The 21235-nt window shown below is 63.3% G+C and carries 18 protein-coding genes; 14 read left to right on the forward strand and 4 right to left on the reverse strand.

The window, feature by feature from the left end:
* Nucleotides 1-200: 200 nt before the first annotated feature.
* From HMPREF2944_RS04650 to dacB, 3 genes are all read right to left on the reverse strand, one after another.
* Nucleotides 201-1442: an MFS transporter gene (locus HMPREF2944_RS04650; RefSeq protein ID WP_070680992.1), complete on the reverse strand. Its 1242-nt coding sequence runs from the start codon at nucleotides 1440-1442 to the stop codon at nucleotides 201-203.
* A gap of 458 nt (nucleotides 1443-1900) precedes the next feature.
* Complete coding sequence (locus HMPREF2944_RS04655) at nucleotides 1901-5038, reverse strand: DEAD/DEAH box helicase (protein ID WP_070680995.1); 3138 nt, start codon at nucleotides 5036-5038, stop codon at nucleotides 1901-1903.
* 209 nt (nucleotides 5039-5247) lie between these two features.
* Nucleotides 5248-6864, reverse strand: a complete 1617-nt coding sequence (gene dacB / locus HMPREF2944_RS04660; protein ID WP_070680998.1) for a D-alanyl-D-alanine carboxypeptidase/D-alanyl-D-alanine endopeptidase — start codon at nucleotides 6862-6864, stop codon at nucleotides 5248-5250.
* A 193-nt stretch (nucleotides 6865-7057) separates the two neighbouring features.
* Here dacB and ppa point away from each other — a divergent pair, with 193 nt between their 5' ends.
* The 8 genes from ppa (at nucleotide 7058) to HMPREF2944_RS04700 (ending at nucleotide 15607) form a co-directional block, all read left to right on the forward strand.
* The gene (gene ppa / locus HMPREF2944_RS04665) at nucleotides 7058-7543 is read left to right on the forward strand and encodes an inorganic diphosphatase (RefSeq protein ID WP_049344276.1); all 486 of its coding nucleotides are present in this window, start codon (nucleotides 7058-7060) and stop codon (nucleotides 7541-7543) included.
* 268 nt (nucleotides 7544-7811) lie between these two features.
* Complete coding sequence (locus tag HMPREF2944_RS04670; RefSeq protein WP_049344278.1) at nucleotides 7812-8036, forward strand: helix-turn-helix domain-containing protein; 225 nt, start codon at nucleotides 7812-7814, stop codon at nucleotides 8034-8036.
* A 45-nt stretch (nucleotides 8037-8081) separates the two neighbouring features.
* On the forward strand, nucleotides 8082-9323 hold the full coding sequence (locus HMPREF2944_RS04675) for a type II toxin-antitoxin system HipA family toxin (protein ID WP_049344280.1): 1242 nt from the start codon (nucleotides 8082-8084) through the stop codon (nucleotides 9321-9323).
* Between the two features lie 94 nt (nucleotides 9324-9417).
* Nucleotides 9418-10560, forward strand: a complete 1143-nt coding sequence (tilS, locus tag HMPREF2944_RS04680; RefSeq protein ID WP_070681001.1) for a tRNA lysidine(34) synthetase TilS — start codon at nucleotides 9418-9420, stop codon at nucleotides 10558-10560.
* Between the two features lie 273 nt (nucleotides 10561-10833).
* A complete protein-coding gene (gene hpt / locus HMPREF2944_RS04685) occupies nucleotides 10834-11385 on the forward strand; it encodes a hypoxanthine phosphoribosyltransferase (RefSeq protein ID WP_049333480.1) in 552 nt (183 codons plus the stop codon).
* A gap of 252 nt (nucleotides 11386-11637) precedes the next feature.
* The gene (gene ftsH, locus HMPREF2944_RS04690) at nucleotides 11638-13845 is read left to right on the forward strand and encodes an ATP-dependent zinc metalloprotease FtsH (RefSeq protein ID WP_070681004.1); all 2208 of its coding nucleotides are present in this window, start codon (nucleotides 11638-11640) and stop codon (nucleotides 13843-13845) included.
* Nucleotides 13832-14416 carry a GTP cyclohydrolase I FolE gene (folE, locus tag HMPREF2944_RS04695; RefSeq protein WP_049333477.1) on the forward strand — a complete coding sequence of 195 codons (585 nt, stop codon included), beginning with the start codon at nucleotides 13832-13834 and terminating at the stop codon, nucleotides 14414-14416. Before ftsH ends, folE begins: the two co-directional genes overlap by 14 nt.
* 282 nt (nucleotides 14417-14698) lie before the next feature.
* Nucleotides 14699-15607, forward strand: a complete 909-nt coding sequence (locus HMPREF2944_RS04700; protein ID WP_083313069.1) for an Abi family protein — start codon at nucleotides 14699-14701, stop codon at nucleotides 15605-15607.
* Nucleotides 15608-15737: 130 nt separating this feature from the next.
* On the opposite strand, the gene HMPREF2944_RS04705 is transcribed toward HMPREF2944_RS04700, so the two are convergent.
* Complete coding sequence (locus HMPREF2944_RS04705) at nucleotides 15738-15926, reverse strand: hypothetical protein (RefSeq protein ID WP_049333476.1); 189 nt, start codon at nucleotides 15924-15926, stop codon at nucleotides 15738-15740.
* A 157-nt stretch (nucleotides 15927-16083) separates the two neighbouring features.
* Here HMPREF2944_RS04705 and folP point away from each other — a divergent pair, with 157 nt between their 5' ends.
* The 6 genes from folP (at nucleotide 16084) to HMPREF2944_RS04735 (ending at nucleotide 21180) form a co-directional block, all read left to right on the forward strand.
* On the forward strand, nucleotides 16084-17046 hold the full coding sequence (gene folP / locus HMPREF2944_RS04710) for a dihydropteroate synthase (RefSeq protein ID WP_070681010.1): 963 nt from the start codon (nucleotides 16084-16086) through the stop codon (nucleotides 17044-17046).
* Nucleotides 17047-17125: 79 nt separating this feature from the next.
* Nucleotides 17126-17557, forward strand: coding sequence for a dihydroneopterin aldolase (folB, locus tag HMPREF2944_RS04715; RefSeq protein WP_049333471.1), 432 nt, complete (start codon nucleotides 17126-17128; stop codon nucleotides 17555-17557).
* Nucleotides 17558-17559: 2 nt separating this feature from the next.
* Nucleotides 17560-18138 carry a 2-amino-4-hydroxy-6-hydroxymethyldihydropteridine diphosphokinase gene (gene folK / locus HMPREF2944_RS04720; protein ID WP_070681013.1) on the forward strand — a complete coding sequence of 193 codons (579 nt, stop codon included), beginning with the start codon at nucleotides 17560-17562 and terminating at the stop codon, nucleotides 18136-18138.
* 45 nt (nucleotides 18139-18183) lie between these two features.
* A complete protein-coding gene (locus HMPREF2944_RS04725) occupies nucleotides 18184-18699 on the forward strand; it encodes a DUF3180 domain-containing protein (RefSeq protein ID WP_049333467.1) in 516 nt (171 codons plus the stop codon).
* The gene (locus tag HMPREF2944_RS04730) at nucleotides 18686-19333 is read left to right on the forward strand and encodes a PH domain-containing protein (RefSeq protein WP_083313070.1); all 648 of its coding nucleotides are present in this window, start codon (nucleotides 18686-18688) and stop codon (nucleotides 19331-19333) included. Before HMPREF2944_RS04725 ends, HMPREF2944_RS04730 begins: the two co-directional genes overlap by 14 nt.
* Complete coding sequence (locus HMPREF2944_RS04735; RefSeq protein WP_070681016.1) at nucleotides 19333-21180, forward strand: PH domain-containing protein; 1848 nt, start codon at nucleotides 19333-19335, stop codon at nucleotides 21178-21180. The genes HMPREF2944_RS04730 and HMPREF2944_RS04735 overlap by 1 nt, the downstream gene beginning before the upstream one ends.
* Nucleotides 21181-21235: the final 55 nt, after the last annotated feature.

Raw genomic sequence — 21235 nt, forward strand, 5'->3', positions numbered from 1 at the left:
TTCGGCGTAATACCGGCAACACTCAAAACCCCTAAAATGCGCATTGATAAGGGGAATTATTGAAACGTTACACCGCGTGTAAAAATTATTGAAAGGATGTAGAACACCCCCGAAAAGAAAATAATTTTCATGCAAGTGCACGTTGAATTATTCGCTTTCGGGGGCGTTGAGTGGAGTTGATAGACGGCGCTACCACGGAACTACTGTGCGTTCGTTACCTGCGAGATATGCGGCAGCTGACGCAGCGGCTTCTGGAATACCATCACCACCAGCGACAGGAAAATGAACACCGCGTAGAACAGTGCCGTGTACGTAATACCCCAATCAACAATGAGGAAGCCTGCCAGCAGAACAGCCAGCGGGGTCAGCGCCATGTTCGGGATGCCCTGCACCGAGTGCACGCGACCGATCATGTGCTCCGGGGTGGATGCGTTAATGTACGCAATGATGCTCGAATTGAAGGAAGGGAGCACAATACCCGCCAGCACAATCAGCAGGCACACCGCCCACAGCATCGAATGAACCACCGGTAGCAACAGGTAGCAGGCCGACATGATGGCCAGGGAGGTGATACCGAGCGGGCCGAGCGCAAACTTCTCGGTCAGCGGGCCGACCAGGAACGAACCGAGCAGCACGCCCACGCCGAAGGCGCTCGCAAAGATGCCGATGAAGAGCGGATGTGCGCCCTCCAGTGTGTAGTAGTAGATGAAGGTGAGCGGAATACCGACCGTTCCAAAGTTCGCAAGCGTTGAAACGAACGCAATGGACACCAGTACCTTGTTCTTCAGGATGTACTCAAAACCGGCTTTTGAGTCCTGCCAGAAGCTGGTTTTCTCGCCTTCCTCCTCTTCCACGGGCTGCCGACTAGCCCCGTAGGTCTTGGGCGCGACGATGAACGCCAGCAGGTTAACGACCGCGTGAACGGCGGTCATGAGCACGGTCGAAAAGCCGATAATGATGCCCGCAACAGGGCCACCCAGTAGGTTGGCGGTGGACTCACGCGTCTCACCCATACCGGAGGCGTACCCCAGGTGCTCCTTGGGGACTACACGGGTAATGATGGACTGCTCGCTCGGGTAGTCGAAGGTTGAAATGATGGCGGCGAGAGAAATCGTGATCACCAAAACGTAAATGTTGGTGACGTTGAAAACGAGGTAGAGAAGAATCGCAACCCAGGACAGCGACTGGCCGATACAGGACAGCGCCAGGCACTTCGAGGGGCCGATTCTGTCAACCCATGTTCCGGATATCGCCCCGGCGCAGGTGGCGAGAACACCCGCGACAAAGAGGGTGATGCTCGCGGCCTCGGGGGAGCCGGTCAGCGCCAAAATAATGATGGGCGTGGTGATATAACTCATCGAGTCTGAGAGCTGGTTGGCTCCAATGGCGAAGAGAGTATTTCGAAAATCTCTATTCTTGAGTAGCTCGGTGTTGACACTCATGGGGGACCTCCACGATGGGGTTGGGTGTCGCGCGGCGTGCAATCCGTCGTGCGTAGTTCATTGTGCGCAATTCGTAGCGCGCAATTGTATGAGTGAATACCCCGACAGTCGGCTGTGCCTGCCTGTATTCGCTTGTTTTCGCTTGTGCCCGCCGGTCATGACGGGCCCGCCGGTTATCACGGGGTGGTTGAGGATGCACGGGGCGGCTCATCGGGAGCCCCCGCACAAGAAGTGTGTCGCGCGATACTTTAGATTCTATAAGAGATGTGAATCATATACATGAACGCTAGTTGAAAAACTTTCCTCATTTTGAGTATTGACATTAGGGTTAGTTTGACTATAATCCATTCTTGGTGCTTCCGCCCGGCTGAACCCGAATCAGGGCACGCCAAAGACACCCGCAACGCAGCGGGCGGGGGAGTGTAGAAGAGCGCAAAATAAGGGCCGCACTAGGGGCGCTACTCCACCAGGCCCGCGAAGCCCGACAGAGCCAGCACCTCCTCAACATCCTGCGGCACCGAACGCGCCACCCACGGCGAATGCACCAACACCGCCTGCCACTGACCGCGCGACACCGCCACATTCAAACGATTCGGCGACAGCACAAACCCGGCACCGCGCCCAGAATCAACCCGCGACGACGCCAACGACACCAACACTACCGCAGCCTCCTGACCCTGGAACTTATCCACTGTGCCCACACGCACGCCAGCACCCGAAGAATCCGCCAGACCAGCCGCAATCAGCGCCTCACGCACACAATCAACCTGCGCGTTATACGCCGCCACCACAATGCAATCCTCCGCCGCCAACGGGCGCGGCTCAGCACCAGTCGCCGGAACCCACTCACGACCCAACAACTCGCGCACGCAATCCACCACCGCCTGCGCCTCCTGCACGGAACGCACCGAACAGCCCGCATGCTCCACCGGATACGACACCACACCAGGCGCAACACCCTGCAGGGCGCGACCAGCCGTCGCCGCCGCGCTCGCCAACGCGCCATCATAAGACAGCCACGAAACTCGCTCGCACAACGCCGAATCCATGCGCCACGACTCACCCAAGAAATAGCCAAAACGAGGATCCAGCGCCGCCGCCCCGTCAGACAACCAGCCCAGTGCCGAAACATCCACCGGGTACGGGTGCACATCCGTCGACACCTGCGGCAACTGCTGCGGATCGCCCAGCAGCAGCACCGAACGCGCCGCACGAGCCGCCGCCGCCGTGTTCGTCAGCGAGAACTGGCCCGCCTCATCGACCACCAGCACGTCCAGCGACCCGGCGGGCACGCGACGCTCACTCACGTAATCCCACACCGTACCGCCAAATAGCAGGCCGCCTGCACCGGCAATCAGCTCCGTCAGCTCAGAATCAGACACCTCGGCCCACGGGGCGTCCGGAGTCACCGACTTGCCGCGCAGACGCACCGCGCGCGAAACATCAAAACCATCACGGGCGCAGCACGCCGACATGAGATTCTCAATCACCGCATGCGACTGAGCCACCACGCCCACCTTCGCACCCTCCGCCACCAGACGCGCAATCACATGCGAGGCGAGGAAGGTCTTACCCGCACCCGGAGGGCCCTGAACCGCCACATAGGAGCGGTCAAGGGCGCGAACCGCCGCGTGCACGGCATCCACCGTGGGTAGGGCAGAGCCCGGAAAATCAACCTCACGGGGTAGATTTTCTGTATTTTTAGCGTTCGAGGCGCCCTTCTTCAGGCGCGGTGCGCGGCGGAACAGCAGGTCCGCGGAGGCGCTCTCCACCCCCGTCAGCGAAGCCGCCGCCTCGACCACGCTCGGCAGGGCGCGGGACGAGGAGGGAACCTCTTCGGACTCGCTTGAAGCCCCGGAATCTTCGCCGGGCGCGGGGTCATTAAGCACGGGGTCGCTCGGCATGAGCGCGCCATCGAAAAGCAGTGCGTGCACATCGGCCTGCAGGGCCGCCTCAATCGTCGCCGTAGACACCGGATCGCCCGGACCAAGGCCCGAGGGCATGGCACGGTGCGGCTCATCCTTCACGCGGATGCGCTCCTGCAGAAGCACCTCCAGGAACTCGCCGGCCGACTCAGCGCCAGCCGACTCGCCGGACTCTGGGGCAGCCTCTTCGGGCTCCGCAGAACCCACGGATCCGGCACGGAAACCGCCCTGCGCCACCGCCAGCACACGCATGCCAAAGAAACCCGTCGCCGCCAACTCGGCGGGCACACGCTCACCCGGATTCGACGCGCGGAAATAGTTCACCTGCGACTCCATGCGGTCCAGCGCAATCTGCGGGCTCGACCCCGCCTCATACGCACAAAACACCGCACGGTCAGAGGGTGCAATCACCAGGCTCGGGTCGGCCTCAATCCGCGCGCGCAACAGACGCACCTGCGCGCCGCGCACACGATACCAGCCGGGGGCGTCCGGCACCTCGGTGGGCTCCTTCATGGCGGCGGCAAGCGCCTCCAAATCGGCGGGGGTGTTCAGAAGAGCATGCGCATGCTCCGCCGAAAGCACCTGCACCCGATCAAGGTACGCGTAATCGCGGCTCGCCACCCATGCCGTCGGGCCGTCCTCCAGGCGGCGAATGTGCTCACGCCAGAACGGGGCACGCTCGCGGCGGTGATAATTCGTCATGGACAGCAGCATCGCCGCCTCAAGCTCACCGGCACCCCAGCCGTGCTCCGCCGCGTGCTCCTCCAGGGAGGCGAGCTGGGCATCCAGCAGGCACTGCAGACGGTACTGTTCGCTGTCGTTCTCCACCGCGGCGGGCACCCGGTACATGACCGGGTGCTCCTCAGTTTCGGGATTCTCGGCGGTATCTTCGGCAGTGTCTTCGGTGACGAGTTCCGGGGTGTCGGTCGCGAGGGCAAGAGACGCCGCCGAGTTCAGGCACGCCGGGCACTCGTCGCAGGTCAGAAAATGCGGGATGCGCTCGGCAAGTTCCGCCGGTTCCGTGCCCTCGTTCAGCGCCTGGGTGAGCAGCAGGAGGCGCTGCTCCTGCAGGCGAATCAGCGGCAGAATACGCGCCGAATCAACCCGGTGAGGTTGAGGAACGGGGGAGTGGTGCTCCGGGGTCGCCGATTCGGACTCTGCACCGTACTCCTCAGCGCCGTATCCCTCAGTGCCGTGCTCCAGGTGGAGGTCGAGGCGCACGGCATTCTTGGTGTTCTCGACGCTCTTGGCGACCCCGGCGGCCAGCAGGTGCGCCGCCAGGGCACCGCGCAGCAACGCCCGATGCGCCGCCTCACCCAGGTGCGGGGTGCAGATAATTCGTGCGGTATTGCCTTCGGCGGTGCTGTCCGCGGGTGCACCGTTCGTGACTGCGTACTCCAGGCGGTCGAGTTCCACCGTGTAGGTCAGCCCCGCCGCGGAGGTTGCCGCCAGGGGCACCGGGTGCGCCTTACCGCCCGCATGCTCACCGGTGACCACCCCACCCTCGGTCAGTACTCGCAGGCACTCGCGGTACGCTTCGCGGGCGCGCTCAAGCTCCGACTCAGCCGGGCGCGCAGTCTGCTTCTGTGCACGTTCCCGAAGCTCGGTGTAGAGCCGCAGCTCGCAGGCTGAGGTTGCGGTCAGATCGGCGAGGGTGAAGGTAAGGTCCATGGTGGCTTTTCTGCTGGAGAAGAGGGAAATAGGACGGGCGTGAAACCCGCCGGGGGAGTGGGTGCGAATCCCGATTGGGAGGGCTTATTAGCACCCCGAGTCGCCCCTCGCCCCGAGAGGTTGATTTTCAGGTTTCACGTGAAACACTACAGAAAATCAACCTATCCAGGATGACTTAGGGGGATTTCGGGGTCGTCCGGGCACACCCGCTAGGACGTGGCACCCGCCGCGGGCGCCTCAGAAACCGGGGCACTCGCCCCTTCCGAAGCCGTCGCAGGCGCGGGGGTTAAAGCCGCCGCAGAGGCCCCCGCAGAAGCATTGGTGGACGCACTCGGCGCGCTCGAACGGTCCGCAATCGCGGCGGCCGCAGCGTCCACGCGCTCCTTTGCCGCGGGCAGGGCCTCCGCCCCGCCCAGGTCGTTCAGAATAATCGCAAAGATCAGGCGCGTGCCGTCCGGGCGGGTCGCCACGCCACACAGCGAGGACACCGTGTAGAGGGTGCCCGTCTTGGCGCGCACAAAGCCGCGCGCGTGCACCGAATTCGCCGCCGCAAAACGATCGGCCAGGGTTCCGCTGTCGCCCGCGAGCGGGAAGGCCTGCATGAGCTGCTCGGCGCGCTCATCGGCGTTGAGCAGGGCCACGGTCTGCACCAGGGTTCGGGCGGTCACGCGGTCCGTCAGGGACATGCCGCACACGTCGGCCTGCACCAGGTTTTCCACGGTCACGCCGGCATCCGTGAGCGTCTGCCGTACCGTCTGCTGGGCGGCCTCGGCGCTACCCTCCCTGCCCGCGGCGATGGCGGCGTAGCGTCCCAGCACCTCGGCCAGGGCGTTATCGGATTCGAGCATCATGTGCTGCGCCTGCTCGAACAGGGTGGCCGACTCCACCGACCCCACCTCGGTCGCCCCGGTGGGCGCGGTCGCGCGCTCGGCCAGGGTGAAGCTCAGGCCCGACTCCTTGCCGGCGGTGTTGAGCGCATCCACGAACGCCTGCTGGGCGGCCACGGCAGCGTCCTCCGGACGCACCGGGTTACTTGCGGTCGACTTGCCCGGCACCGTGTGCGATTCGAGCGCAATCGGGTGGATGGGGGTAATCTGCCCGCTGGACACGTCGCCCTCCTCCCAGCCGGGGTTGACGCTCGGGCCGGTGAAGAGCGCGGTGTCCAGGTAGACGGGCATGGCGCCGGTCGGCTTATCGCCCGCGGCAACGGCCTTGACCGTCTGCTCGGCAAGGGTGGCCAGGCCGGCCCGCCCCACGACCTGCTTCGGGTCGGAGGCCCCCGCACCCAGCAGGGAGTCGCCTCCGGCCACGAGGTACAGCGCATCGCCCTGGCGCACCGCGCGGGTGGTCAGGTGGCCCTGCAGGTTGGCGTGACGGCTCAGGGTGAAGAAGGTCAGAATCTTGAAGGTGGAGGCGGGCACGCGCGCGGCATCGGCGTTGGCGGCGTAGAGGTCGCCCGGCGCGGTGGTCGCGCCCGTACCGGTGAGGCCGCCGTCCAGGCCGGTCACGAGGATGCTGTACTGCGGGTAGGTGCCGTCGGCAAATAGCTTGTCGAGGCTGGAACGCAGGCGCTCGGCATCCTCTGCGTTCAGCGCGGGTGCGAGGCTCGGGGTGGCGCTTGCGGAGGCGGTAGCCGGCTCGCTGGCGGTGCCGGATGCGCTTCCCGAGGGGCTTGCGGATTCTTCGGGGCGCTTCTGGTCCACGGCCGCCGATCCGCAGGCGGTCAGCAGGAACATGCCGCCGAGAGTGAGGGCGGCTCGGCGGGTGAGGGGTCGGCCGGCGTGAGGGCGGCCGGGGGGCTGTGCGTGAGGATTGAAGGAGGGCATCCTTCGAGCATAGCGGCAGGGCACGCCGGGTATCGAATTGGGGCGTTACCTACGCCGCCCCGTTTTGCCCCCGTAATACGCGGTTTCGGCACGTGCGAACGGGTTACAATGGGTGAGTTCAACACCTAGCTTTCGCACCCGTGCGCCGATGTCGCCGCGAAAGTGACCTTAACTCACGAGAAAGAAGGTTCCGATGGAACTCGACGTCACTATTGAAATCCCCCGCGGCTCCCGCGTGAAGTACGAAGTGGACCACGAGACCGGCCGCCTGCGCCTGGACCGCGTGCTGTTCACCTCCATGCAGTACCCCACCGCTTACGGTTACTTCGAGAACACCCTGGGTGAGGACGGCGACCCGCTGGACGCCATGCTGATTCTGGATGTTGACGTTGTTCCCGGCGTGCTGGTTGAGGCTCGCCCCGTTGCAGTGTTCAACATGACCGACGAGGCCGGCGGCGACGCTAAGGTTCTGTGCGTTCCCACCGACAAGCGCTACGACCACATCAAGTCCCTGGCTGATGTTCCCGAGCAGCTGAAGGCTGAGATTCAGCACTTCTTCGAGCGTTATAAGGACCTGGAGCCCGGCAAGTGGGTTAAGGGCGAGGGCTGGGAAGACCTGGCTGCTGCCGAGAAGATGGTCCAGGAGGCTATCGACCGTTTCGCAGCTGAGGGTCACTAAGCTGCCGCGTCGTTAGGCGCATTAGGTTTTTGGAAGGGGCGTGTTTCCCGTATCTGGTTCGTGCGAGTTTTCGTACGTGCTGGAGACGGTGGGCACGCCCCCTTTTACTGTGTTCCTTGGCTGTGTTCGGAGGTTCCGTGGAAGGGTATGTAACCGAACTATTCTTCGGAAAACAGCCTCAGAGTACCTCTGGGAGTGCTAATATGGGCATATTACGAAGAATACTTCGTATAACCTGAGGTTCTGCAGCGGTGAGGAGGAAACCCCCATGGCATTCGACGCAACGGGGTTCGCACAAGAATTTGGTGCGCAGGTTCGCGCCGTCCGCAAGTACGAAAAAATCACCCAAATGGAGTTGGCGTGGATGGTCGGGCTCAGCGATAAAACAATCCGCGATATTGAGCGTGGGCTACCCGGCCCGTCAATTGGTGCGGTCCTCAAAGTCGCCCAAGAGCTCGGCATTGAGCTAACTATTGCCAACCCCCTCACCTAACCCCTCCCGCACACTGCGATAGAAAACAGAACCTGGAGAAAAGCCATGACAGATGAACTTATGGCAGATGTCTATAAAGATGGTGTTCTCGCCGCATACTTGAGGCGAGACGCCAACGGGCTGATTCATTTCACCTACCGGGCAGATTATAAAGGGCCAGCAATTGCCACGAGCCTGCCTTTAAACGCGGAATATACCGCAGAATCAATTCCGCCTTTCTTTCAGAATCTTTTGCCTGAAGGCTATAGGCTCGACGTCGTTAGTTCCGAGAAAAAAATCAGCAAAAATAACACTCTGGGCTTGTTGCTGGTGATTGGTTCTGACGTTCCAGGAGATGTGCAAATTATTGAGCACGGGCGGGAACTGTACACCGCTCCTGCCGCATTGGTGAACAACCCTGAGGTCGTTTCCTTTGCGGAACTTATGGGCACGGTTGACCGCCGAGGACTGCCTGGCGTTCAAGAAAAGCTGAGCGCCGTCATGAAAACCCTGCCCGTGCATTGGACGGGCGCTGGCTACGATGCGCTTCTGAAAATTAGCCCGCAACGCATGCCTGGGCTTGTGGAAAACGAAGCTGCCCACCTCACCGCAGCCGCACTCATGGGGATTCCTGTAGCTCAGCATGAGCTTGTCTATGATCGAGACGGCGTATCAGGTTTGATGGTCTCCCGTTTCGACCGAACACCCTCTGGGGGACGCATCGCTATGGAGGATGGCGCACAGATTTTGGGTGTTCCTTCGGGTGAGAAATACACGGAAGATAATCCTGCTGTGACAACAGAAAGTGTCATTCAAGCAATGGTGAAGCTTGCTGCTTCCCCTGCTATTGCCCGCAGGAATCTTTACATGCATTTTCTCTACGCTTGGCTGACCGGCAATGGGGACCTGCACGCAAAAAATATCTCGCTCCTCAAGGGACGCCGTGGATGGGAAGTAGCTCCTATCTACGACATCCCCTGTTCGCTCGTGCACATTAAATCTCTATCCATGGCGCTTAGCGTTAACGGAAAAGATAATTCGAATCCCGGTGACGGTTCGCCGCCCGAAGATTGGAAGATTACTGTTGACGATTGGCTTGCTCTCGCAGAGACTATCGGTCTTCCGCCTAAGGTGCAGAAAGACGCTCTAACTCGTGCTCTCAAAGCGGCTCGAGCAGTTCGCTGGCCCACAGACCGAGCCGCCCCGGGATATGTTTTCAACTCGAATGCCTCACCGTTTAAGGCCATGCAGAAAGAGTTGGAACGCCGCCAGGACGAGTTAGAAGAGTACCTTCATACGCGCTCCTAAGGCTTCTGACTTCTTGAGCCTTCGTTATTTCTAAATTCTCTTCGTGAAGTATCTATGTACATAGATACTTCGCAATTTCTATAAAGGAACCACCATGCAGAATGGACGCGCAGGACGCCTGCATCCGGCCGTCGGCACCGCCCGCCGACACCTCGCCGCCGCCCTCGAAAAGCTCCTCGGCGCCGGAAGCATCAAAGCCACCGGACGCTCCCGCACCAGCCGCACCGCACCCGAGCCGGACGCCGCCGACCTGCCCCTGCTCCTGGTCGCCTGCAGCGGCGGCCCGGATTCCCTCGCGCTGGCCGCCATCGCCGCGCACTTCGCCCGCCGCGGCGATGTGCGCGTGGGCGCCGTCATCGTCGATCACGGCCTGCAGGAAGACTCCACCGCGGTCGCCGCGCAGACCGCGCAGACCCTCACCGACCTGGGGCTTCACCCCGTCATCACCGAAAAGGTACAGGTTCCCGTCGGCAACATGGGCCCCGAAATGGCGGCACGCACCGCCCGCTACGCCGCCTTCAAGAAGGTTGTTGAGGCGACCGGCGCCCGCGCCGTGCTCCTCGGCCACACCCTCGACGACCAGGCGGAAACCGTGCTGCTCGGCCTGAGCCGCGGCTCCGGCACGCGCTCCCTGGCGGGCATGCCGCCCGTGCGCGTCGAAGGGGGCGTCACCTACCTGCGGCCCTTCCTCGGCCTGCGCCGCGCCGACATGCTCGATATCTGCGAGGCCGAAACCCTCACCCCCTGGATTGACCCGACCAACACCGACGAAACCCTCATGCGTGCCCGCATCCGCCACAGCGTGCTGCCCTACTTGGAGGAGCACCTCGGTGGGGACGTGGCCCGCTCCCTGGCCCGTACCGCCGCGGTGGCCGGCCCGGATGCAGACTACCTCGACGAGCAGGCTCGCGAAGCCTTCGAACGGGTGCTACTACCCGCCGGAACCGCCGTGCGCGGCATCGAGCGCGAGGATGCCGTGCTGCTAGACCGTGCGCAGGTGGCGGCGCTGCATCCGGCGCTGCGCCTGCGCGTGCTTGCCGCCGCCTGCAAGGCCGCCGGGGGAGAGAACCCCGGCTTCGAGCGACTGCAGGCGCTGGACTCCTTCACCGCCGAATATGCGGTAGCTGGGCCCGTTCAGATGCCCGGCCACGTGAGCGCCTACCGCCGCCGCAGGGTTGCGCACCCGGTGACCGGTGAACGCGTGGATGCGCTGGTCCTCGTGCCCACCCGCGGGTAGCCACCGCTCCGCTACCGGGGCTTCGGGGCCGGTCGCCGCAAACCTGCCGCCCGGCCCGCATATAGTGCCCCCACGTGCGGATTCGGCTATTGCACACGCCTCGAATCGGGCTCCCCGCGGGTGCGCGAGGGGCTGGTGAGGTGCGCCGAAGCACGTTTTTAAGTCATACTTAAAGCGAACACCATCCACATTGTCCGGTGCGGGGTGCCCGCCAGCGAGCGGTCTGCGCCCTCCCGGAGGCGCAGTAGCGTCCAAATATACGAAGGAATTATCGTGCAGGCTATCGACGTGAAGGACGATATCAAGAACGTACTCTTCACCAAGGAAGAGATCAATGCGAAGGTCGCCGAGCTGGCGGCTCGCATCGACGAAGACTACGCCGGCAAGGACGTGCTGCTCGTGGGCGTGCTGAAGGGCGCCATCATGGTGATGGCTGACCTCTCCCGCGCGCTGAAGGGCCACTACACCATGGACTGGATGGCTGTCTCCTCCTACGGTTCCGGCACCAAGTCCTCCGGCGTGGTTCGCATCCTGAAGGACCTGGACACCGACCTGGTCGGCCGCGACGTGCTGATTGTTGAGGACATCATCGACTCCGGCCTGACCCTGGCCTGGCTGCAGCAGAACCTGATTTCTCGCGGCGCCGCAACCGTTGAGATTTGCGCCCTGCTGCGCAAGCCCAAGGTCGTCAAGGCCGACGTCAACGTCAAGTACGTTGGCTGGGACATCGAGCCCGAGTTCGTGGTCGGTTACGGTCTGGACTTCGCCGAGAAGTACCGCAACCTGGACTGCATCGCAACCCTGCACCCGCACGTGTACTCCTAAACTTCATCGTCGGCACCCGAAACGCCGATACACGCCCCGCCTCCCGCCGTTTGTGCGGGGGCGGGGCGTTCCCGTACCCGCACGCGGGATGGCTGAGGGAGGGTTCCATCCTTTAGCCCGCAGGTGAAATAGAGAAGAAGGGTGCCTGGCCCCCGGCCGCGGTAGGGTACATTTAAGGTTGCATCGTTGGGTGTTCCGGCACGAAAATGCCGCAGCCCCAACGGGTTACAGCCGCAACGTAAGGACAAAGCATTGGCGCAAACCCCCAATACTCCGCAGAAGGGCACGGATAGCTTTCTGAAGAAGCTCATCAACGGCCCCTGGTTCTGGCCGGGCGCAATTGCCGTGGTCATGCTGGCGTTCTTCATGAGCTCCCTCTTCACCCAGACCTCGCGTCAGGTGGACACGAACGTGGGTATTCAGCTGCTTAACGACCACCAGGTCAAGAGCGCGAAGATTTACGACGGTGATCAGCGCGTGGAGCTGCAGCTCAAGGAGGACTACAAGAAGGGCAACGACAACTACGGTAAGTCGGTGAACTTCTACTACGTGCAGCCCCGCTCCGAGGACGTGGTCAAGGCCATGAACTCCGCCGAGCTGGAAAGCTACACGGACCAGCCGGTTGAGCACAGCTTCCTGGGCTCCCTGGTGTCCCTGCTCCTGCCGATTCTGCTCTTTGGTGTGCTGTTCTGGTTCCTGATGGGACGCGTCGGAGGCGGCTCCTCCGTGATGAGCTTCTCCAAGTCCCGCGCGAAGAAGTTCACCAAAGACAAGCCGGATGTGCGCTTCAGCGACGTTGCCGGCGTGGACGAGGCGCTCGCCGAACTGGAAGAGGTCCGCGAGTTCCTGGCTGAACCCGAGAAGTTCACCCGCCTGGGTGCAAAGATTCCCAAGGGCGTGCTGCTGTACGGCCCTCCCGGCACCGGTAAGACCCTGCTCGCCAAGGCTGTGGCGGGCGAGGCCGGCGTGCCCTTCTACTCGATTTCCGGCTCCGACTTCGTTGAAATGTTCGTGGGCGTGGGTGCCTCCCGCGTGCGCGACCTGTTCAAGGAAGCGAAGAGCGACCCCGCCGCCATCGTCTTCGTCGACGAGATTGACGCCGTTGGCCGCCGCCGCGGCGTCGGCATGGGTGGCGGTAACGACGAGCGCGAGCAGACCCTGAACCAGCTGTTGGTTGAGATGGACGGCTTCGACGGCAACTCGAACGTCATCGTCATTGCGGCAACGAACCGCCCCGACGTGCTCGACCCGGCGCTACTGCGTCCCGGTCGTTTCGACCGCCAGATTGGTGTGGACGCCCCCGACATGAAGGGCCGCGAGCAGATTCTGCGCGTGCACGCCGCGGGTAAGCCCATTGCCAACACCGTGGACCTGGCGCAGGTTGCGAAGCGCACCCCCGGCTTCACCGGTGCCGACCTGGCGAACGTCATGAACGAGGCGGCCCTGCTGACCGCCCGCGATAACGGCAACGTGATTGACGACCGCGCCATCGACGAGGCTATCGACCGTGTGATGGCCGGCCCGCAGCGTTCCTCGCGCATCATGAACGAGCACGATCGCAAGGTCACCGCCTACCACGAGGGCGGCCACGCCCTGGTCGCGGCGGCACTGCGCAACTCCGCCCCCGTCACCAAGATTACGATTCTTCCGCGCGGCCGCGCCCTGGGTTACACCATGGTCATGCCGCAGGACGACAAGTACTCCACGACCCGCCACGAGCTGCTCGACCAGATGGCCTACGCGATGGGTGGCCGTGCGGCTGAGGAGATCGTCTTCCACGACCCCTCGACCGGCGCGTCCAACGATATTCAGAAGGCAACCGACACCGCCCGCAAGATGGTCACCGATTACGGCATGAGCTCCGTGATTGGTTCCGTGAAGCTTGGCGGCGAGGACACCGAGCCGTTCCTCGGCGGCGGGGGCGCTTCGGCCCGCAACTACTCGGATGAGACTGCGGCCAAGGTGGACGCTGAGATTCGTGCCCTGCTGGAGCAGGCGCACGATGAGGCGTTCGCGATTCTGCTGGAGAACCGCGACGTGCTGGACCGCCTGGCCTTCGCCCTGCTCGAGAAGGAAACCCTGCTCGAGCACGAGATTGCCGAGATCTTCAAGGACGTTCGCAAGCGCCCTGAGCGCGAGTACTGGTACTCCAAGCCGACCCGCGAGCGCACCGACATTCCGCCGGTGAAGGCTCCGAGCGAGCTGGCTCAGGAGGCGCAGAAGGCCGAAGCTTCGGCTGCTCCTGCAACCCCGGCTGCCCCCGCGGCACCTGCCCCGCAGGCACCGACTCAGCCCGTTCAGCAGGCACCCCAGGCCCCGGTAGCACCGGCGGCCGACCCGGACGCCGATCCGACCGTCGCAATGCCGCCGCAGCAGTACCCGAACTACCCCGTGCCTCCGGTACAACGCCCGGAGAATGGCACCCCGAACCAGAATGGAGCTGAGAATGAGCGAGGCTAAGACCGCCGTCGACCAGCCGCGTATTGAGGCGGCTGTGCGCGAGATTCTGCTCGCAATCGGTGAGGACCCGGACCGCGACGGCCTGCAGCAGACCCCGGCCCGCGTGGCGCGTGCCTACGCGGAGTTCTTCTCGGGCCTGCACCAGGACGCCGGCGAGATTCTGGGTACGACCTTCGATATCGCCCACTCCGAGATGGTGCTCGTGAAGGACATCCCGTTCTACTCGACCTGTGAGCACCACCTGGTGCCCTTCCACGGCGTGGCGCACGTGGGTTACATCCCGGGCCCGGATGGCAAGGTCACCGGCCTGAGCAAGCTCGCCCGCGTGGTGGAGATGTACGCCCGCCGCCCGCAGGTGCAGGAGCGTCTGACCACCCAGGTGGTGGAGGCTCTGGAGGAGCACCTGAACCCGCGCGGCGCCATAGTGGTGATTGAGGCCGAGCACATGTGCATGTCGATGCGCGGCGTGCGCAAGCCGGGCGCGAAGACCGTGACTAGCGCGGTACGCGGCGCGCTCATGAACACCGCAACTCGTGCGGAGGCGATGAGCCTGATCTTCTCGCAGCGCTAAGCAGGTGGGATGAGCATATAGCTATATGACAGGGGGCAGGATTCTAAGGAATCCTGCCCCCTGCGTTGTGTGGTCGTATTTGTTGGGCTGTATGACGAGAGCCCTTGCGTGAAGAGCACTTGAGAATGTAAAGTTGTTACCACTAGAACCGGCACCACTCCTTCGGGAGTACAGGACCGGTCTTCTTTTTTATCTTCAGTAGATTCGGATCTTGTTACGGTGCGGGAAGTTAAAGAATTTAAAAGCTACGGTGAGCAACTAGCCATACTCGAAGGACGAGGGATGGCGATAGAAAATCGTGAAGAAGCGATTGAATCCCTCGCCAAGGTTAATTACTACCGTCTTAGCGGATATTGGCATGCCCTACGCCAGACTGAGCGTGATGCGTCTGGAGAGACTACCCCGGTTGACCAATTTAGAGAAGGGGTACGTTTTGACGACGTTGTAGCTCTTTATGAGTACGACCGGCGTCTGCGCTCTATTGCACTTCCTCATTTATCCCAGCTTGAAGTGTATCTACGAGCTAGGCTGGGGTATCTACTGGGAGAGATTGACCCCCTAATTCATGAGAAGGAAAATCTATTAGATGTAGCTCCTGCGAGGAGAGAAATTTGGAATAAGTTTGTTCAGATTTGTGGTGACTCTCTTCAGCGTTCTAAGGAAGATTTCGCTGTACATCACATAGAACAATACGATGGTAAAGTCCCCGTATGGGTGCTGGTAGAGGTTCTAGACCTGGGAGCCTTGCAGACTCTATATATGCTTTCCCCGAGAAGAGTCCGTGGTCAGATAGCACAGGATATGAACTGTACCAATCCGCAGCTTGGAAGCTGGATACGTTCGTTGAGAGGGATTCGGAATATCTGTGCTCATCAGGCGCGGCTGTATAACAGGGTGCACTCCAAAGTTCTTCTACCTAGGGCAACATCGGGTGGAAGGGTTGAGAGTCCTGAAATCCGTGAGGTTATTGACCTGTTCGGTGTTCCTCAGAATGAAGAAAACCACGAAATGCGTAAGACCTTCGGTATGCTCACCCTCCTCAAATATCTGATGGACCAGGGTGGAATCGGGGACACGGAATCTCTGACGCAGATTCTGAAGGAACGTCCTAATATTTCCGTTCCTGGGGTTGATATCTCTCGGGCAATGGGTATACCGCAAGGTTGGGAAGAAACCCGTTTGTGGAGCTAAAATCTCACAGATTATAGACACGCTAAAGGGGGCGGAGGTTTTCACCTCCGCCCCTTTAGTCGTGCGGTTGTGGCCCTCGGGGCCGCCGATGCTTAGCGCCGTTCCGGGCCTTTAGAAGGCTCGAAGAGCCTTAGCCCTCGTTCTTGTTGTCCCAGCCCAGTGCGAGGGTCACGATCAGGCCCAGGGCGATGAAGCCGCAGCCGGTTGCAGAACCGAAAGCAATCCAGCGGACCGCGGGAGCGTTCTCGGCCAGAACAATAACGAACAGCGAAGCAATCGCGATCAGGGACAAAATCCACGCGCCGGTCTTCAAATTCACGATGAGTCACTTCCTAGAGTATGTATGTGTATGAGGTGCCCAACCCACACCGCTGTGACGCGGGCAGAGCATACCCTCCCAGGATACCCCCAAATCGGTATGCCATATGCAAATATGGCGCGCTGTGTCATTCGGCAGATTCGGTAGGATTAAAACCATGACCGAAGACACCGCCCCCCACCCCGCTGCCGCACCCCTGCCCTGCGATGCGCTCGCCGCCGAACGCACCCTCATCATGGGCATCCTGAACGTCACCCCCGACTCCTTCAGCGACGGCGGCCAGCACTACACCGCCACCGACGCCATCGCCCATGCCGCCCGCATGATTGCCGAGGGCGCCTCCATCATCGACATTGGCGGTGAGTCCACCCGCCCCGGTGCCGTGCGCATCAGCGTGGAGGAGGAACAGCGCCGCATCCTGCCCGTCATCGAGGCAGTCGCGCAGATGGGCACCACCATCAGCGTGGACACCATGAACCCGCAGACCGCCCGCGCCGCCATCGCCGCCGGTGCCCACATCATCAACGACGTGTCCGGCCTGAACGTAAGCGATGAAATGATTGAAACCGCCGCCGAGCTGCAGGTGCCGTACATCCTGATGCACGCCCGCGGCACCTCCCAGACCATGAACGGCCTGGCGGAGTACCCGCGCGGCGTGGTCACCGAGGTCGTCGAGGAGCTGACCGGACTGCGCGAGCGCCTGCTGGCCGCCGGCGTGCTGCCGCAGAACCTGATTCTTGACCCGGGCCTGGGCTTCGCGAAGGGCGGCGTGCAGGACTGGGAGCTGCTCGCCGCCGTTGACGAGCTGCAGGGCCTGGGCCACCGCCTGCTCATTGCCGGTTCCCGCAAGCGTTTTATCGCCAACGCCCTGACCGCGGCGGATGCGGCCCTGGCCGAGCGTCTGAAGGCGACCGGCTTCACCGCAACCGATGCGGGTGAGGCTGAGCGCGAGCTGTGGCAGTCGCTGTCGGAGCCGCGCCCGGCCGAGCATCGCGCGGCAGCCTCCGCGGCGGTGACCGCCCTGGTGGCCGCCCGCGGCGTGTGGGCGGTGCGCGTGCACGACGTGCCCGCTAGCGTGGACGCGGTGACTATTGCCTCCGCGCTGCGCGCCGTCATGTAGGTACCGCCCCCCCTATGCGCCTCACGGGGCTCGGCTCACGCGCCGGGTACCCGCTACAACCAACCACTGAGGAGACTCCATGCCGAATTCGGCCTACGCCCACCACGACCGCATCACGCTTAGTGGCATCACCGCCGTGGGTTTCCACGGCGTTCTCGACTTTGAGAAGCGTGACGGTCAGCCCTTCACCGTCGACGCGACGCTCTACACCGACTTCGCGGACGCCGCCGCGGGGGATGACCTGGAAAAGACCACGAACTACGCGCAGGTGGCCGAGCTGATTCACCAAAAAATCGTCTTCGGCTCGCTTGACCTGATCGAGACGCTCGCCGTGCGGATTGCCGAGGGGATTCTCTCCGAGTTCGCGCGGATCGACGCGGTGGAGGTGAAGGTCTCCAAGCCGCAGGCCCCCATCACCGTTCCCTTCGAGAACGTGGCGGTGAGCGTGTTCCGCGAGCGTATTCCCGAGTCCCTGCAGGCCGCCATGCCCGGTACCGAAGGGAGGTGCTAACGATGCCGCTCAGGCCGCTTTCCGCCCATCGCGCCGTGCTGGCGCTGGGCTCAAATCTGGGCGAGAGCGAGAGCACCATTGAGCGTGCCGTCGTCGACCTTCGGGAGGCGGGCGTGCGCATCCTGCGGGTCTCGCCGCTGTACCGTACCGCTCCGGTGGGTGGGCCGGAGGGTCAGCCGGACTACGTGAATGCCGTGATTGAGGTGTCGACCGAGCTGAGCCCCTACGAGCTGCTGAAGCTGTGCAACGCGGTGGAGGCGGCGCATTACCGCGAGCGCCTGGTGCGCTGGGGCCCGCGCACCCTCGATATTGACGTGATTGACTACGAGGGTACCGTCTCTGATGACCCGGTGCTGACTCTGCCGCACCCGCGCGCGCACGAGCGGGCTTTTGTGCTGACGCCGTGGGCGCGTATGGATCCGGAGGCGCGTCTGCTGGTGGCGCGCAGCGAGGAGGGCGCCGTGACCTACGTGCCGGTGAGCGTAGCGGAGCTTTCCCGCGACCTCAACCTGACCCACGAGGATGCCGGCGAGGACGCAATTCGTTATATGCGTGAAATGAACCTGTCCGTTGGCCCCTAAGTGTGGCACTCTGGAAGGTAGAGGAATCGACCGAAAGGAAACACCATGAAACCCCTCCGGTATTCGGCGGTGCTCTGGACGGCGATAGGCGCCGCGGCGCTGACCGTGCTGGTGAACGCGGTGCTGGTGAACGCCGGTCATAGCGAGCTGCATTTCTCGTGGATGCTCGGGCTGGTGTGCCTGCTCGTGGCCGCCGGCGCGGTGTGGCTGGGGGTGCAGGTGGCGCGGTATCGCCGTATTCGGACGCGCGAGAAGGCACCGCACATGGGCCCGATTCTGGCTGCGCGTGCCCTGGCCTATGCGCAGGGTTCGATTCTGACGGGTTCCCTGCTGACGGGTGTGTGTGCCGCAATCTTTGGTTTTCACCTGACGGTGGCGCCTGCCCGCGGTCTGTCTGCGCTTTTCTGGCAGGTCGTGGTGAACCTGGTCTGTAGCGTTGCACTGCTGGCGGCCGGCCTGTGGGCGCAGCATTGTTGTCGTATTCCGCCGGGGGAGGACGAGGACGATTCTCCCTCCGGTTCCGTGAAGTCGCGAGAGGGAGGAACCTATGCCGGCTCCTAAATCGAACAATTATTCTCAGAATCCCATGCCGCAGGGCGGCGGCCCGGGACAGAACCCCGCGCAGGGCGCGCCGACTGCACGACCCGCCGGGGTCTCCCTGGGCCTGCCCGGCGTGGGCGGGCCTGCACCCCGGCAGGCCGCACCCGACCCGCAGTGGCAGCCCGCGGCCCCCGGCTACCTGAAGGTTCGCTTCATCCACACCGTGGCCGCGTTCGTGCCGGTGCTGCTGGTGGGGCTGGGCCTGGATGCACTCGCGGTTCTGACCGACGGACCCCTGTGGATGCGCATCCTGGGCGTGCTGGTGGCTCTCGTTGCGGTGTTCTGGGGCGGCTGGTGGCTGCTCACCACCCCGCGCCGCACCCGCGCCCTGGCCTACGCGCTGGAGAGCAACCACCTCATGACCCGCCGCGGCCTGGTTTTCCGCAGCATCACTTCGATTCCGTACGGGCGCATCCAGTACGTTGACGTCGATTCGGGACCGCTCGAGCGTCTCAGCGGGGTGTCGCGTCTGACGGTGCGCACCGCCGGTGAGGCCGCCGGCACGGTTGTGGTGTACGGCGTCCCGAACGACATCGTGGATGCGGTCCGCGCCGAGCTGGTGCGCCGCGCCGATGAGCGAATGGCGGCCCTGTAATGAGCGCGCCCGTTCCGAACAATAACGTCCCGAGCGGTAGCGCGCCGGGCGGCCAGGGTGTGGGCGGCCCCGGCGGTCCGCAGGAACAGACGTGGTGGCGCGCCGATATCCGCACGTTCATCATGAATCTGTGGTTCATTATTCTGCTGGCCTTCGGCTTCTTTCAGAGCATCATTCTGAATATTCTGACCACCCCGCCGAACGAGTGGGGCACGCGCCTGACGCAGGTGTTCAACGAGGACGACAGCTATTTCAGCGCGACGTATTCGCAGCTGATTGGCTTCGTCGTTCTGGTGCTGATTCTGTTTGCTGGCTCGCTTCAATGGTGGTTCACCCGCTATCACCTGGATGAGCTGGCGATTCACCGCCGCAGCGGTATCTTCTTCAAGAAGGAGCGCACGATCCGCCTGGAGAGCGTGCAGAGCGTGGATATTTCCCGCCCGCTGGTGGTGCGCCTGCTGGGCCTGTCGGAGCTGCGTTTCGAGGTTGCGGACGGCTCCGGCGAGGCGCTGCACATCAAGTACCTGTCGCGGGCGAAGGCCACCCGGTTGCGTCATGCGGCTCTGCAGAGCATCTCGATTCTGCGGGCTCAGGGCAGGGGAGCCCGGGTCGGCTACCGGTCGGATGCGCCGCTCCCCTCGGGCGCGGCTTCCTCTGCCCCCTCGGCTCAGCCTGCATCCCCGGCTCAGCCTGCTCCCTCGATTCAGTCCGGTGCGCCCCGGCCCGGCGTATCCCAGTCCAGCGTGCCCCAGCCCGGCGTCTCGCAGCCTCATCCTGCGCAGTCCGACTCGGCTCCCGCGGCCTACCCCGCCGCTTCGCCCGCTCCGGCCGGAAACTTCCCCGAACCCGGTAACCCCGAGGGTGCGGTGGCCTTCCGCATCTCGACCGGCACCCTCATCATGTCGATTCTGCTGGAGAACCTCGTGTGGGTTATCCCGCTGGTCATCGTCATGGGTATGGGCGCAATTATCACGGCAATTTTCAGTGGAATCAGCCCGCTGTACATCCCGATGTTTGCCCTCCCGAGCCTCGGCGCGCCGCTCATCGGTTACGCGGGTGCGCTGTGGACCCGCTTCGATAACTCCGCGCGGTTCAGGATTTATTGCGGTGACCGCGGGGCCCTCACCCTGCGCTACGGCTTCACCGGAACCCACACGCAGAACGTGCTGCCGGAGCGCGTGCAGGCGGTTCAGGTTGAGCAGTCGATTCTCTGGAAGATGTTCGGTTGGTACCGCATCAAGATGACCATCGCCGGCGTGGGTATCGACAGGCCCGATCAGGGCGGGCTGACCCGCAACGTGGCCCTGCCGGTGGGCAATGCACGCGAGACCGCCGCGGTGCTGCGTCTGCTCCTGCCGGGGCTGGACGAGCAGCAGGCGCAGGTGCTCATGGCCGCGGCGCGCAGCTCCCAGAAGCGACAGGTGCCCGGTGCCCCGCAGATGCTGCAGGTGCCGTCCACGGCCCGCTGGCTTGACCCGCTCACCCTGCACGTTAAGGGCCTGACCAGCATTAACGTCTCTGCGCAGGGGGCTCAGAGCCCCGCCTCCTCGCGCCCTGACGCGAACATCGAGGAGCACGCCCGCGGCGATCTGCTGCTGATCCGTAACGGCTTCTTGGTGCGCAGGCTGTCGGTGTTGCCGGTGCGGCGCGTGCTGGGCGTGCGCTGGACCCAGGGCCCGCTCGAGCGTGCGTGCGGATGCGCCACCCTGCGCTTCGACGTTGCGAAGGGCCCGGTGAGCACCACCATGAAGCACCTGCCGCCGCGCACGAGCCTGATTATCGCTTCGACCCTCACGGAGCGCCTGGAGGGTACCCGCGCCTACTACCGCGTGCCCGAGGCGCGTTAGCGCCGGAACCTCAACCGGCAAGGCCCGCCCGCACCACTCGGTGCGGGCGGGCCTC

This window comes from Rothia sp. HMSC072E10 (assembly GCF_001813965.1).
Taxonomy (GTDB): Bacteria; Actinomycetota; Actinomycetes; order Actinomycetales; family Micrococcaceae; genus Rothia; species Rothia mucilaginosa_A.